General features: G+C 70.1%; 9 protein-coding genes and 1 pseudogene. All 10 read right to left on the bottom strand.

The features are described 5' to 3' along the window. Window positions 1-61: 61 nt before the first annotated feature. Window positions 62-595, bottom strand: coding sequence for a phage baseplate assembly protein V (locus LIU39_RS31090; RefSeq protein WP_227050279.1), 534 nt, complete (start codon window positions 593-595; stop codon window positions 62-64). Window positions 596-655: 60 nt separating this feature from the next. Beyond that, window positions 656-1,795 (bottom strand): hypothetical protein, encoded by a 1,140-nt coding sequence (locus LIU39_RS31085; protein ID WP_227050278.1) that lies wholly within the window; start codon window positions 1,793-1,795, stop codon window positions 656-658. Beyond that, a complete protein-coding gene (locus LIU39_RS31080; protein WP_227050277.1) occupies window positions 1,788-2,150 on the bottom strand; it encodes a LysM peptidoglycan-binding domain-containing protein in 363 nt (120 codons plus the stop codon). Before LIU39_RS31080 ends, LIU39_RS31085 begins: the two co-directional genes overlap by 8 nt. 5 nt (window positions 2,151-2,155) lie before the next feature. Next, complete coding sequence (locus tag LIU39_RS31075) at window positions 2,156-2,842, bottom strand: hypothetical protein (protein WP_227050276.1); 687 nt, start codon at window positions 2,840-2,842, stop codon at window positions 2,156-2,158. Next, window positions 2,839-3,435, bottom strand: coding sequence for a HEAT repeat domain-containing protein (locus LIU39_RS31070; RefSeq protein ID WP_227050275.1), 597 nt, complete (start codon window positions 3,433-3,435; stop codon window positions 2,839-2,841). Before LIU39_RS31070 ends, LIU39_RS31075 begins: the two co-directional genes overlap by 4 nt. A gap of 27 nt (window positions 3,436-3,462) precedes the next feature. Further along, the gene (locus tag LIU39_RS31065; protein ID WP_227050274.1) at window positions 3,463-10,260 is read right to left on the bottom strand and encodes an eCIS core domain-containing protein; all 6,798 of its coding nucleotides are present in this window, start codon (window positions 10,258-10,260) and stop codon (window positions 3,463-3,465) included. Further along, complete coding sequence (locus LIU39_RS31060) at window positions 10,257-10,619, bottom strand: hypothetical protein (protein ID WP_227050273.1); 363 nt, start codon at window positions 10,617-10,619, stop codon at window positions 10,257-10,259. Before LIU39_RS31060 ends, LIU39_RS31065 begins: the two co-directional genes overlap by 4 nt. After that, window positions 10,610-12,616: an ATP-binding protein gene (locus LIU39_RS31055; protein ID WP_227050272.1), complete on the bottom strand. Its 2,007-nt coding sequence runs from the start codon at window positions 12,614-12,616 to the stop codon at window positions 10,610-10,612. The genes LIU39_RS31060 and LIU39_RS31055 overlap by 10 nt, the downstream gene beginning before the upstream one ends. A gap of 5 nt (window positions 12,617-12,621) precedes the next feature. Then, the gene (locus tag LIU39_RS31050; protein WP_227050271.1) at window positions 12,622-13,665 is read right to left on the bottom strand and encodes a Pvc16 family protein; all 1,044 of its coding nucleotides are present in this window, start codon (window positions 13,663-13,665) and stop codon (window positions 12,622-12,624) included. 4 nt (window positions 13,666-13,669) lie between these two features. After that, window positions 13,670-14,020: pseudogene (locus tag LIU39_RS31045) on the bottom strand (hypothetical protein); the annotation flags it as partial.

The following is a 14,020-nucleotide window of genomic DNA, read 5'->3' as shown; positions in this document are numbered from 1 at the left end:
ACACCGGCCGGTGCCGGCGCCCTCCCAGGCTCCCGTCCACGGCTCCGGCGGACGGCCATCCTCAGTGCTTCTTCGGAATCGTCAACCGGCCCTCATTGATGTCGACCTGATCGCCGACGAGCGAAATCGACGCGCCGTGCCCGTTGTTGATGTGCACACCCGTCGCATCGATCCTCACGTACGCCCCGCCGGGCGCCTCCAGCAGAATCCCGTTCGTCGGCACATCGCTCATCACGATCTTGTGCTTCTTCGGCGTCTGGATCACCACCGGATGCGAGATCGCCGGATCGGCCCGCGCGTCCTCCGGCAGCTCCGCCCGCGAGCCGTACCAACACCCGGTCCACACCGGGAAGCTGGGATCACCCTGCTCGAACTCCACCCAGACACCGGCGCCCACCGACGGCACCACGTACTGCCCGGCGGGAGACTGCTGCTCACCGGTGAAAGGAAAGCAGGGCAGGGCCCAGGTCGAGGGCGTGTCGCCCAGCACATCCGGGACCTGGACCATCAGACGGCCGATCCCCATCGGATCGTCGTTCGCCGTCACGCGGCCCCGGAACTTGCCGAGGAAGCGGTTGTTCGATGCTGCGGCCATGCGAAACGCTCCTGGTCGTACGGCAGTTGACGATTTCGGTGCTCCAAGGCGGCGCGGGCGCTACGGGCGCACGGTCCCGCTCCGCGCCACCAGCCCCTCCCTCGACAACGTGAAGTTCTGCTGATACGAGCCCGGCCGGAGGTTGTGCGTCACGCTCTTCACGTAATAGTCACCGTCATACGTCACCCCCGCACCCCGCACACCCACCAACTCCCGCGGCCGCAACAGATATCCGTGCCGGTTCACATCCAGCTGCCCGGAGCCGGAAATCGCATCGGCCGACGTCGCCGCCCGCCCCAGCGCCTCGGCCTCGGCCTGCCCGAGATCCTTCTTCGCCGTACCCGACAACGTCTTCCGCTTCAGCGCGGGTGAGGCACGACGGCCCAACGGCGGCCGCAGCGGGCCGATATCGGGCTGCGCAAGCAACCGCGCATCACGCGTCCGCGGATCCTGCACCCGCGCCTGCGGCTCCTCCCGCGCCGTCCCGTCGTACGCGAACGTCAACTGGTCCACCGTCGAATTCGCGTCCATATTCACGTTCAGCGCGTGCTGCCGCTGCCCCAGCCGCTGCTCAGGACCCCAGAACGCGGTCGACCGCCCAGGAACGGGCCCCGGATCCACATAAAACGTGTAACCGTTCGCCGCCGCCAGCTCGTTCAGATACTGCAGATCCGTCCCGGTCTGGTAATCCACCCGCCATTGCTCACGCGGCGGCTGATGAATCTGCTCCCGGATGATCCTGGTGTCGATCCCGTAATCCGCGTACTTGCCGAGAATCCGCTCCACCCGCTGCGAAGGCGCGAGGTTCGGATACCGGTCCGTCCGCTCCTCCAGATCCATCAACAGCGACAGATCCTCTCCGGTCACCGTCAACGTCGTCTGCCCCGGCTGATTGCTCGCGCCCACCTCCTGCCGCACGATCAGCCCGTCCAGCAACACGGTCGGCGTGCCCCGCACGCTCGCCGTCACCACCACCCGGGTCTTCGGATCGAAGAACCCCTCGGGCAGCAGCCGTTCCGTGATCACACCCCGCTTGGTCAGATCGAACGCGATCTGAAAGCCGCTCCGCTCACCCGCCGTACTGGTGATCTGCGCCGACAACAACGCCTCGGTCACCCCCGCCGGCACCGGCCGCGCCAGCTTCGGCCCCATGTACAGCGTGAGATGAATCGGACCACGTCCCACCGCCTCATCAGCCATGCCCGAACCCACCACCCGGCAACGGAATCCCGATCTTCCGCCCCGGCTCCTCCGTCAGCTCCCGCGGATCCATCACCGGATTGGCATCGGCAATCCGCCACCACTGCCCCGGATCCCCGAAATACCGCTGCCCGAGCTGATCCGCGCGCTCACCACTACGCACCACATGCGGCGCGGTATCCCCCTCGTCCCGGGGCAAGGGCGGCAACAACCGCCGCTTCACATACCGCACTTCGACACCGTCATCGCCCCGGTACACCCCGATCTCCGCATCGTGATACCGACTGCTCCGCGGATACGGATGCGCCCCGGGAATGGCATCCAACGCACTCTCATACGGCTCGATCCCACCCATACCGGCTACACGCTCCCCATCCCGATATCACTCCCGCGCAGCCCCAGCTGCCCCAGACTCCCGCCCTGCGCCAGCCCCGCAAGCCGCTCCTTCTGCGCCAGATGCGCGAGATACAGCTCCGCCCCCTTGTGCCCGGCCGGCAGATCACTCACGGTCAGCACCTTCATCCCGATACTGAGCGAAGCCCGCATCGGATTCAGATTCACATCGAACGCCGACTCATTGACGGAGAGTTCGGTGAGCCGCACGGGCATGACCCGCTTGCTTCCCCACGTGAACAACGTCAGCGGCATCTCGATGGGACTGATCTCGATCGTCCCCTTCTTGCTGAGATGCGACGCGGCCCGCAACTGCGCGGTCGTCGGCTGCACCAGCATTTCGAGCGTGGCAAGCTGCGGATGAATCCCGTCGGGGGCGGCCACGTCGAGTTGATCGGTGGAGTCGATCTCGGCGGTGAACTTCCAACTCTCCTGCGCCGGCCCCTTCAGCCGCAGAGCCTCGTTACGGTCCCCGCCTCCACTGCCGCCCCCGCCGCCGTCCCCTTCACCCCCGGCCTGCTGAGGCGCAATCGACCGCTCCAAGGTGTCCGGGTTGAACTGCAACACGATGATGCGCTGGGGGGTGCCACGCTCGGGGTCGACTATGACGATGCCGGAGCGGATGGGTTTGGGGATGTCGGCGTAGGTGGTCATGGTTTCCCCCCTGCATCTTCGAATGCCGCAACGACACTTTCGGCGCGCGTGCGGAGCCAGTTTTCGGGATCTCCCTGAGCAAGTTCCCGAACCGTCGGTACGAACTCTTGGTAGCCGGTGTATGTGGTGGCCCACAGTCCGGCGAGTCGGATACGCGGGTCATCGCCCGCGAGTGAACTCAGGATCCGTGTGAGACAGCCATGGTTCAATTCCGGGGGCGCGGCCAGACCGATCCTCAAGGTCAGTCTCCCACGCTCGATGGGGTCGACCTCGCCGTCAAACCGCTGGAAGAGCTCTTCCAAGGACCATGGAGTCAATTCCTTGTGCGCCTGCGCGGTGAACGGGGCCACGCTTTCCTCATCTGGCCCCGCCAGCGTGACGTAGCCGATCCCAGATGTCGCGTCCACGACGTAGTGCAAGGAGATTCCCGACGGCGACTGCCAGATCATCTGGCCATCGGTGCCTTCAGTCTGGTTTCTCGTGATCTCGTGCGCCAGAGGCCAACCGAGTGTGTCAGCGAAATCGCCCACGTTGTTCCAGTGCGTATCCGGGTGCAACACATAGCGGAGTGTCCGATAGTTCGGCTCGGGCATGCGATTTCTCCTGGGCGCTAATGGGGGTCAGCGGCGCTTGGTGGCGCCATACATTTCTCGTACCGAATCTTCGATCTCGTGGAATATGCGTTCCTTGATTATTCTTTCGCGGTCTTCTGTCCCCACCAGGTTCTCCGCCTTGATCGACGCTTCTACCTTTTCCTCTATCCCGAATTCTTTCATCCAGGCAGCTACGGATTGCACGTGTCGGTTTGCCAGGCGGTTGGCATTATTGAGGGGTGCTCGCTCCCTGTTCCGGCGCAATCGGGCATCCTCCTCGCTCTCACCGTCGAGTCGTTGTTGAATCGCTGCTCGTTCGCCGGCGAGCGAGCGGTGTCCCGCTACGTCCTCATTGAGGATCTCACCTGCTCGTTCTGACCCCTTGAACGCTGCCGGGATGTCCAGGAACGTGCGAGTGAGCCGGGCCGGTGAGGCACCATTCTGCTGGGCCTTCTTCAGCCGCTGTACGACGAGCGCGTTTGTGACGAGAGCCATCGGGTCGCGGTCGGTTTCCTGGTTCCCTACGATCCATGCGGCTTTGAGCAAGTTGACGCGCTGTACCTTGTCCAGGCTGCTGGACTGTGGTTTCGCACGGAAATGATTGTCGAGATAATCCGTGGCCTCCGGCCATCTCCCTTCTGCCGTGTACTCATCGGGGATGCCAAGAATTCTATGCTTCTCTCCGGTGTCCTTATCTTTTTTGTTGGTCGACTTGTAAGCGTGGGCCGACTGGTCTTCCCGCGTGATTCCCTCACCGGTAACAATCTTATTGGCCGCCTTGGGTCCGGTCTGCTGACGCCGTACGGCCGGTGGGGCATATTCGGTTGCGCCCGTCTGTTGTCCCTCGTCGAAGACATTCATGACTTCTTGTTCCTGCGGGCCCAATGGGGTGGCGTTTCGTGTGATACGAGAGACAGCGGGGGGCGCCGTTGGTGCGTTCACGGTGTGCTGCGGGACGGCGCCGGGCTGCTTGGGTGACAGCTGCACGTTCTGGCTTGCCGCAACCATATTCTGGTCGGCTTCGAGCTTGACGGCCAATCCCTGAAGGAATTCAAGTAGTTCGCGTCTGGGGATGGTGATGCCCAGTGCCCTGAGAACCTGTTCCTTGGGATTTAGGGTAGCCTCGATCCCGAAGTGGTCGCCCCCGCCGGCGTCAAGCGAGGTGAGTCGATACCACGTTTTCACGGCTGAGAGCGCAGCACGCAGTACGGGGCGAGGAGTGCCTCGACTAAGTATGCTGCTCAATCGAGGCTTTAGTCGCGCAACGATCTTTTGGAGACGAAGTTCCTTGGATTCCTTGGAGTTTTCCTTCTTCTTCCTGCCGTCCCTCTTCTGCTTCTTCTGTTCCTGCCTGTGCTTCCTGCTGTCGCGGAACTGATCCCGCTTCTTCTTGAAGAAGTCGCGGGCCTTCTTCGCGGTGTTCTTGAGGGCCTTGCCGACCTTGGACTTGCGGAGTTTCTTGCCGAGGGCCTTGCCGGCGTTGCGGACCTTCTTGAGGGCGGACTTGACCTTGCCCTTGACCTTCTTCAAGGCGCGGCCCAGCGGGGACGTGGGCTTGCGGGGCTTGGCGCGCTTGGGGGCCTCGGTTTCCTTCTTCTTGGACGGCTTGTCGGGCTTCTTGTCCTTCTTGAGGTCGGGGCCGTCCTTGTCCTTGGTCCGGTCCTTGCCCTCCCTGTCCGGGTGCTTGTTGGGTGAAGTGGCCTCGTCCCGCGCCTTCTTCGCGTCCGCCTCGTCCTCGTGCTTCTTCTTGGACGGGTCCGGCGTCTTGCTCGTCGGGCGGGACGGGGGCTCGGTCTTCGGGTGGTGGGTGCCACCCGGGGCGCGGTCCGTGGTCACGCCCGGACGGGACGGGACGCGGGGGCCCTTGGGCTTGGTGGGGCGGGCGGGTTTGCGGAGGGCCTGGGCGGCCTTGCGGGCGGCGCCCTTGGCGGCGTTGACGGCCTTGCCGGCGGCCTTGCGGGCGCCCTTGCCGGTCTTCTTGAGGCCGGCGGTGATCTTCTGGGCCATGGCCTTGAGGCGTTTGCCGACGCCCTTGGTGGCGCGGCCCAGGCGCTGGAGGAGGAAGTTGGTGATGAAGTCCAGCAGGGCCACGACTCCCGCGGCGACCGCGTCGGCGAAGAGGCAGGCGGCCGGGCCCGCCTTGACCGCCTTGAGGAAGGCGAAGAACTTGCCGAAGGCCGTCAGGATGGAGCTGATGGTGTCCCAGGCGGCCATCAGGCCCTGGATGATCGTGAGGATCGCGCCCGCGGCGGGGATGATCGCCGAGACGACCTTCTCGACGACCAGCGACGCGATCATCATCGGCAGCGAGGCGACGATCGCGTCCCACGCCATCTTGCCGATCTGCTTCAAGGACATGCAGCCCTTGACGAGGACGTTGATGACGGCCTTGCCGAGGCCGAGGATGCCCTCGACCTTGGTGTCGAACCACTGCTTGACCGCCGACTTGATGGCGCCCCAGAGGTGTTCCTGGATACCGGTCTTGGCGGCGCCGGCGGCCTTCTTCAGCCAGCTGCCCGGGTCCGGCGCGATGTCGGCGACGAGCGCCGCGAACTTGCCCAGCGCCTCGATCGCGGCCTGCGCGAACTTGATCGCCGCCTTGATCGCTTCGGCGTAGATCTTGATGGCGGCCTTGATGCCCGCTTCGAGCACGTCGAGGAGCTTGTTGAGGCCGGCGGCCAGGGCGTCGAGGAGGGTGTTGACGGCCTTCTTCAGGCCGTCGGCGAGCTTGTTGACGGTGGCGATGGCCGCGTCGCGCAGGCCCTCGATGGCCTTGCGGAACTTGTCGCGCAGTTCGGGGAAGGCCGCGAGCAGGACGTCACCGATGGCGATGAGGGCGTCGGCCAGGACGTTGATCGCCTTGATGGCGAAGTCGCGTACCGCGTCGATCGCCTTGTTCGCGAACTCCTTGAACTTGTCGATGACGCTGTTGATCGCGTTGCGGGCCGCGTCGAAGATCTTCGTTACGGCGTCCAGCAGGCCCTTGAAGAAGTCGCCGACCGCATCGAGGATCTTGCCGAAGAGGCCGCCGGACTCGTTCTTCTTCTCGTCCTTCTTCTTCTTGGCGTCCTTCTCCGCCTGATCGGCCTGCTGGTCGATGTCCTTGTTGTCGCTGTCCTTGCGGCCCTCGACCTCCTTGTCCTTGCCGTCCCGCTCCTTGGTGATCTTCTCGTTGCCGCCCTTGTGCTCCTTCTCGGTGTCCTTGTCGGCCTGCTCGATCTTCTTGTCCTGCTCGTCGCGCCAGCTCTGGCGCTCCTTGCCCGCCTGCTCGGCCGCCCGGCCGCGTTCCGCCGTCTGCTGCTCGGTGTTGCGGGCGACCTCGCCGTCGATCTCCTGCTGCTTCTCCTGCTGAGCCTTCTGCTCGCCCTGCTGGTGCTGCTTCTCCTTGGCCGCCAGTTCGGTCTGCGACTGGCCCGCCGCCCCCTGGATCTCGCCGCCGCGCTCCTGCTTGGCGACGATCCCCTCGTGCTGCTTCGCCGAGCCGCCGCCCGACCGCTGCCCGCCGCCGCCCGCGCGCCCGGCCGCCTTCCCCTGCAGCTCCTCCTTGGGCGCGTCCGGGAAGATCTTGTCCTCGCCCATCGGCTTGGACGCGTCCGCCCGGCCGGTGTCCTGGATCGTGCCCTGCTTCTCCTTGAGCTTCGCCGCCTGCTTGTCCGTACGCTTCGGGTCGCTCTCCCCCTCCAGCTTGATCTTGGGGGCAGGGCCGACCGTCTTGTTGCGCAGCTCCGGGTCGGTGGTCGGCACCTGGTCCGCCGCGGCCTCGACACTCTTGGCGTCGCCCTCGGTCAGCTTGCCGTCCTTGCCCGGAGTGACCTTCGGCTGCTGGATGTTGTCGGTCGGCTTGGCCCCCTGGGCCTTGTCACTGCCCTTGGCCTCCTGCTTCTTGCCCTGTTCCTCCGGGCCGACCTTCTCCAGCTTCCCGGTGACCGGCGCCTCGGGCGCTCCGGCCTGCGGCGGCCCGGACTGCGTCTGCGGCGCGCCCGAAGGCCGCTCCCGCTTCGGCGGGTTGGCCGCAAGCCGCTTCTGCTCCTCGCCGATCTTCCGGTCCGCGGCCCCGTCGACACCCGGCAGCGCGGCCTGCGCCTGGTCCGGCGAGAGCTTGCTGACGGTGACGAGCGCGGCCTTGGGGTCCTGGCCGGAGACGTCCGGCGGCGCCTCCTGCTTCTTCTCCGCGGGGCCCTGCCCGCCGCCCCCGCCGCACGCGCCGCCGCCCTCCTCCTTCTCCGGCGCCGGGGCGGGCGGCGCGCAGCCGCCGCCGTCCTTCTCCAGCGACGCGTCGGGCTGGGCCTTGGCGCCCTCGGGCGCCGGCGCGCCCATCTTCCCCGGGTTGTCGGTCTGTTCGCCCACCGGGCCGACCGCCGCCTGCGCGACGGACGGCGCCCCGCCGGGCCCGGCCGCGGCCTTCGGCGCACTGCCCGGCTCGGCCGCGCCGACGGGACCACTGGGCGCCGCACCGGGACCGGCTTCCTTCGGCACCGCGCTCTTCGCCGCCGGCGCCTCGTTCTCACCACGGTCCGGCGCCGCCCCGCGCCGCGCAGCGGGCGAGGGCTGCCGGTCCTCGACCGCCGTACGCTCCGTGTGCGCGCCCGCGGGCGGTGCCAGCGACGGCGCCGACGAGCCGGGTCCGCCCGCCGACGTGCCCGCGCCCGCGGCGCCGGCCGGCTTGTCCGCCGCCGCGCCCTCCGGCTGCCCCTTGGCCTCCTGCTTCTCCTCCTGCGCGTCCTGGTCCTTCTTGTCCTGCTGCGCGTCCTGGGTCTCCTGGGCGTCCGGCGCGTCGCTGCCGTCGCCCGAGTCCCCGTCCCGTTCCGCGTCCTTGTCGGCCGCGTCCTGCTCGGCCTGCTTCGCGCCGTCCTCGTCGTGGTCCTGCTGCTGCTCGGGGTCCTTCTTCTGCTCGGCCTCCTGCTCCGGATCCCGCTGCTCGTCGGTTTCCGGGTCGGGGCCGACCTCCTGCTCCACCGGCTTCTCCGGCTGGAGGTCCTTCTCGCTGCGATCGGGGGCCTCGGACGCGGGACCGTGCTCCGGCTGCGGTGCCTCGCCCTCGACCGGGCCCCGCTCCTCGCCCGGAGCCTTGGCCTCGGCCTCCGGCGCGTCCTCGTCCTCCTCCTCGTCGGCCTCGTTCTCCCGCTCCTTCTGGACCTGCTCCGCCTTGGTGGGCGGGGGAGCGGGGAAGGACGGTGGGGCAGGGGCGGCCGCGCCGGGCTGCATCGTGTCGGCGGTCGGCACGGCGGACAGGTCGGGGTCGGAAGCCGGTACGAAGTCCTCGGGCTTCAGCTCCGCCTCGCCCGTGCCGGCGCCGCCGGCCCGCTGCTCCTCCTGGCCCCCGTCGACCTCCCGGTCCGCTCCCGCCTCAAGACCGAGGGGCCGCTCCTCCTCGCGCGGGGCGCCCTCGTCCTCGTCCTTCTCGTTCAGCCCGTGCTCGGACAGCGCACTGTCGGGCTGCTCCGCCCGCTCGTCCACCTTCTCCGGCCGGACCGGGCCCGGCTGTTCCTTCTTCTTCTTTTCGAGTTCTTCCTGCTTCGAGCCGTCGGCGGGCTTCTTCTCGGCGTCCTTGCGACGGCGCTTGTCGGTGCCCGGGGCGTCGGCCGCCGCCGGGTCCGCCTCCTCGCGCTCGCGCTGTTCCTTGCGCTCCTCTTTGGCGCGTTCCTTGCCGTCCTGGCCCTTCTGGGCCTTCTCCTCGTCGGCCCGGTCCGCCTGTTCGCGTTCCCCGGCCTGCTTCTCCTCGGCCTGCTGCTGTTCCTTCTCGGAGCCGGCCCGCTCCTCGGCACGGCCGTCCTCGGTGGCCTTGCGCTCGCCGGCCTCCTTGTCCTCCGCCGCGGCGTCCCGCTCCGCGCGGGACCGCTCCCTCTCGTGCGCGCCGTCGCGGCCCTTGGCGTCCTTCCGCTCTTCCTTGACGTCCTCGTCCTTGGCCTGCGCGGACTTCTTCTCGTTCCGGTCGCGGTCCGCCGCGGTGTGCCGCTCGTCCTCGATCAGGTCGATGGCGTCCGGCACGGGCGCGGGCACGTCGGACGGCGTCAGGGCGAGCGGCGCGCGCTGCGCCGCCTCGTCCGTCAGGTCGAGGAGGCGGTCGAACTCCGGTGACAGCAGCCGCACTTCGAGCCGGTCGAGCACGGACTCCTGAAGGTCAGGTGTCATCCGGGAGAGCTGGGTGCGGACCCGTCCCGAGAGGTCGGCGGGGTCACCCCGCAGCGACCGCAGCACCCCGCCCGCCAGCCGGTCGACGAGGGTGGCCGGGTCGCTCTGCTCGGCGCGCATACGGTCCGCGTGCACCGTCGCGTACCGCAGCCACCCCGGCGTCGCCCGGCCCTCCTCGATCTCGGCTGCCGGGGAACCCTCCGGATCGCGCAGCGCGTCGCGGAGTGTGCCGCGTACGGACGCCTGCGCCGCTGACTCCGCCTCGCGTTCGATCGACTCCTGCGGGAGGCTCACCGCGCCCAGGTCGCGGCCGGCCCGCAGGGCGCCGAGGCCGTGCGGGTTCTGGACGGTGTGCAGGAGTTCGTGGGCCAGCAGGCGCTGACCGTCCGCCGTGCCGGGGCGGTAGGTGTCCTCGCGGAAGAAGATGTCCTGGCCGACGGCGACCGCGTCGGCGCCGAGCAGGTCGGTCAGCGTCCCGGCGTCCCGGTCGGTGTGCAGGCGCACCCGGCTGAAGTCGTGCCCGAGCTGTTCCTCCAACTCCCGCCGCACGGACGGATCGAGCGGCGCTCCGGCCCCGCTGACGATGTCCTTCGGCTCGGGCGCGCGGGACCTGTCCGCACGCTCCTTGCGCTTGCGGCGCTTCTCCTCGCGTGCGGTCCGGTTCTCCTGCGCCGACGCCTGGGACGTACTCACCGGGCCTCACCCCGCCCGGCGAGGCCCGCGTGCACCGCGCGGGCCAGGGCCTCGCCCAGGCGGGCCGGCGAGGTGGCGGCGGGCAGCGGCGGCAGGCCCGCCAGGCCGTCCAGCGTCACGCCCGTGCCGTCCGCCGCCAGCGGCACCCCGCGCTCCCGCACCAGCCGGGCCAGCTCGCGGGTGAAGGACGCCGAGACGCGGTCCGGGTCCATCCCGGCGTCGAAGCCGTCCAGGGCCAGTTCGCCGATGTCGATGCGGACGGCGGCGGGCTGCGGCGTCCGCTCCGGCGGGGCCGCGGCCGGACGCGGGGCGGGTGAAGGGGCGGCCGCCCGCCGCCCGTTGACCTCGTTCAGACCCATCCGTGGACCTCCGACGGCGTCAAGGAGCGTTCCAGCTTCAGGTATTCGGTACGCGCTGCGGCCAGCATGTGCCGCATCTGGAGGGGGTCGCCCTCCTCGGCGGCGAGAAAGGCGCCGGACAGTGCGATGTTGCGGATCGAGCCGCCGGCCACGGTGAGCCGGGCCAGCTGCGACGGGTCGATGCCCTTGGTGGGGGCCTGCGCGGGCAGCACCCGCCGCCAGATCTCGGCGCGTTCCTTCTCGCCGGGGAACGGGAAGTCCACGACGAACCGGATGCGGCGCATGAACGCCTGGTCCAGCGCCTTCTTCATGTTGGTGGTGAGGATGGCCAGGCCGCGGTACGCCTCCATCCGCATCAGGAGGTAGCTGACCTCCAGATTGGCGTACCTGTCGTGACTGTCCTTGACCTCGCTGCGCTTGCCGAACAGGGCGTCCGCCTCGTCGAACAGCAGCAGCGCGCCGCCGCGTTCGGCCGCGTCGAAGACCCGGCCCAGGTTCTTCTCGGTCTCGCCGATGTACTTGCTGACGACCTGGGAGAGATCGATGATGAAGAGGTCGAGGCCCAGTTCCCTGGCCATCACCTCGGCCGCGAGGGTCTTGCCGGTGCCGGAGCCGCCCGCGAAGAGCGCGGTCACCCCGAGGCCGTAGCGCAGCACCTTCGCGAAGCCCCACTCCTGGTAGACCGTGCCGCGCTGCCGTACGTGCGCCACGACCTCCTGGAGGATCTTCAACTGCCGTCCGGCGAGCACCAGATCGCCCCACCCGGCGCGCGGTTCGATGCGGCGCCCCAGCTCGTCCAGGCCGATCCGGGCCTCGGTGAGGCCGGCCTGCCAGGCGAGCGCGGTGGCGTCGGCGGGGCCGTCGCCGGAATCGCCCGGCAGGTCACGGTGCACGGAAGCGGCCGCGGTGCGCACGACGTGCGGCGGCAGCTGGAACTGGGCCACCATCGCACGGAGTTGGGCCTGCTCCACCTGCGGGATGCCGGCGAACGCGTGCGCCCACATGTCCAGCTGTTCCGCGTCGTCCAGCTTGGGCACCAGCACCCGCCGGCCGCGCGGCTGACCGGTCTGCCGCGGGTCGGGGCCCGCGACGACCAGGGGCACGGCGGCGCCGCCGATGAACGCGTCGGTGGCCGCGGCCTGTTCGCGGTCCAGCTCACCCACCTCGATCAGCAGCGCGGCAGGCAGCAGGATCGCCTCGCGCTGCCACAGCCGGGCGAGCCGGTCCCGCTCGACCGGGTCCGTCGGCACGTCCTCGGCGCTCATCGCGTAGAGCCCGAGCCCGGCGTCGCGGGCGCCGAGCGCCGCGATGTCGGCACGGGAGCGCTGGTCGCCGCCGATCAGCTCGACGCGCAGCGGCGATTCCGGGCCGCCGCCCGCCCAGCCGGCCGCCACCTGCGCCGCGGCCCGCCGGTACGAGGGCGGCAGGTCATCCGGTACGGGCGCCCGGCGCAGCATGCCGTGCAGCCGGGTGTCCAGGTACGGGGAGCCGACGAGGAAGTGCAGGATCCGCTCGTCGAGACGGAGCCGGGAGGCGGTGAGGCGGGTCTCGTCCTCGATCTCGACGAGGCGCCAGCGGCGGAGCGGCGACACCGGCGTCAGGGCGCTCCAGTGCGGAGCGGCGAGGGCCGCGAGGGCGAGCGCGAAGGTGGGGTGCGTGCGGTCCGGGTCGCCGCTCGCCGCGGCACACCGCGAGCCGGTGGTGGGCTCCAGCTCCGCCGCCGCGGTGAGCAGCACGATGTCCCGCTCGAACGGGCTGAGGCCGAAGTAGGAGACGAGGGCTTCGAGGGCGGGCGGGTCCGCGGGCGCGGGGCCGGTGCCCGTACGCGCTTCGGCTCCGGCGCCGGCACCCCTCCGCGCGGCGTGCGCGTCGAGGCGGGCCAGGACCGCGGCCAGGGAAGCGGCCAGGCCGGTGGGCCGGCCGTCCCGGTCCCCGCCGCCGGGCGCGCCCGCGGGGGCGCCGCCGTCCGTGCCGTCTCCTGGGGCGGTACCGGTCATCCGCCTCAGCCCTCCTTGCCGGTGCCGGAGTCGGTGCCGGTGTCCTGGGCGGGCCCGGCACCCGGCGTGCCGTCCGCATCCGAACGCGCCGGTGCGGAAGCCGGCTTGGCGGCCTTGCGCTGTGCCTGCCCTTGTTCCTGGCCCTGTCCCGTAGCCGGCTTCTTCGCCGCCCGGGTGCCCGCGCCGCCGACCCCCGCGGCGGCCTTCCGCGCCGCCCGCGTGGACGTCCCGGCGGCCCGGCCACGCGACGCACCTGCCGCTTTGCCGTCCTGGGGCTTGCCGTCTCGGTCCTTGCGGCCAACTGCCTTTCCGCCAGCCGTCCTGCCGCTGTCCGGGGTGCCGTCCGGAGCCTCACGGCCGGCAGGCCCGCCGTCCGCCACCCGGGAACCGTCCGCCGCCTCGGACCCCTCCGCCGCCTCCGGAACCTCCGGGGCCCCCGGCGCCCCGAACGGGTAGACGTGCACCTCCGGCCGCTCCACCGGCTTCGCCGGTACCGGCTTTTCGCGGCCGTCGATCAGGACCAGGGCGGCCTGATAGCAGACCGACAGGGCGTACGGGGTCTGGTAGAGCATCCCCCAGAGCTTCGAGGTCTCGTCGACGTCCATCTGGGTCGGCGTGAAGCGGACCTTCTGGATCGCGTCGGCGAGGTCGCTGCCCGCGAGATACGGGCGCCGCGCCGCCTCCTCGATCAACTCCCGTGGCAGTACGGGTATTTCGTGCAGTGTGCGGATGACGGTGCCCAGCAGCCGCTGTCCGACCAGCTCGGTCTCCTCGCCGAACGCGCTGATCAGGAAGTGCAGGTCAAGCGGCGCCGCCGGGCGCTTGAGCAGCGTGCCGTCCGATGCGCGGGTGGGCAGGTCGCTGTTGCGGAGCGAGGCGTTCGGGGTGACCTGGTAGAGGAAGACCGTGAGCGTCGGCTCGGTGGGCGGCTCGGCCGGCGGCCTGCGGGTCTCGACCGACACCGCCATGTCGATCTCGGGCCGCAGGTTGTTCTCCAGCAGCAGCGCAAGGGCCTGGGTGACCGTAGCGATGGCAAGTGCGTTGCTCATGGCGTCAGTTCCTCTTCTCGTCGCGGGAGAGGTAGTCCGTGAGGCTCAGCGCCGGGCCGGGCCGCGCCTTACGGGCGGGACCGGCGGCCTCCCCGCGGGCCTGCCCGCCCGTGGCGGTGACCTCAAGACGGCCGATCTGTACGTGCACCACGCGCTCCGCCGGACGCCCGCCACGGCGGCCCGCGGCCTGCCGGGCGGCGGCGCCGCGTGCGGCCGCCGCGACGTCCACGCGCGGCCGCGCCGCCGCCGGGGCCGGTGCGGCGGCGGCCAGGTCGGCGGCGGCCGGGCGGACGGACGCCCGCGCGGCCGCGGTGCCGTCGTCCCGGGCGGTCCCGGCCGGCCGGCCCGGACGCAC

This window comes from Streptomyces pinistramenti, from assembly GCF_020564935.1.
In the GTDB taxonomy this organism is placed as follows: Bacteria; Actinomycetota; Actinomycetes; order Streptomycetales; family Streptomycetaceae; genus Streptomyces; species Streptomyces pinistramenti.
Note: the sequence above shows the minus strand (reverse complement) of the source record. Positions and strands in the feature narration are given on the sequence as shown.

What these genes read in the sequence shown, in the direction of transcription:
- LIU39_RS31085 (WP_227050278.1), bottom strand. Translation starts at nt 1,795, where the DNA reads ATGGCTGATGAGGCGGTGGGACGTGGTCCGATTCATCTCACGCTGTAC.
- LIU39_RS31060 (WP_227050273.1), bottom strand. Translation starts at nt 10,619, where the DNA reads ATGGGTCTGAACGAGGTCAACGGGCGGCGGGCGGCCGCCCCTTCACCC.
- LIU39_RS31080 (WP_227050277.1), bottom strand. Translation starts at nt 2,150, where the DNA reads ATGGGTGGGATCGAGCCGTATGAGAGTGCGTTGGATGCCATTCCCGGG.
- LIU39_RS31055 (WP_227050272.1), bottom strand. Translation starts at nt 12,616, where the DNA reads ATGACCGGTACCGCCCCAGGAGACGGCACGGACGGCGGCGCCCCCGCG.
- LIU39_RS31075 (WP_227050276.1), bottom strand. Translation starts at nt 2,842, where the DNA reads ATGACCACCTACGCCGACATCCCCAAACCCATCCGCTCCGGCATCGTC.
- LIU39_RS31050 (WP_227050271.1), bottom strand. Translation starts at nt 13,665, where the DNA reads ATGAGCAACGCACTTGCCATCGCTACGGTCACCCAGGCCCTTGCGCTG.
- LIU39_RS31090 (WP_227050279.1), bottom strand. Translation starts at nt 595, where the DNA reads ATGGCCGCAGCATCGAACAACCGCTTCCTCGGCAAGTTCCGGGGCCGC.
- LIU39_RS31070 (WP_227050275.1), bottom strand. Translation starts at nt 3,435, where the DNA reads ATGCCCGAGCCGAACTATCGGACACTCCGCTATGTGTTGCACCCGGAT.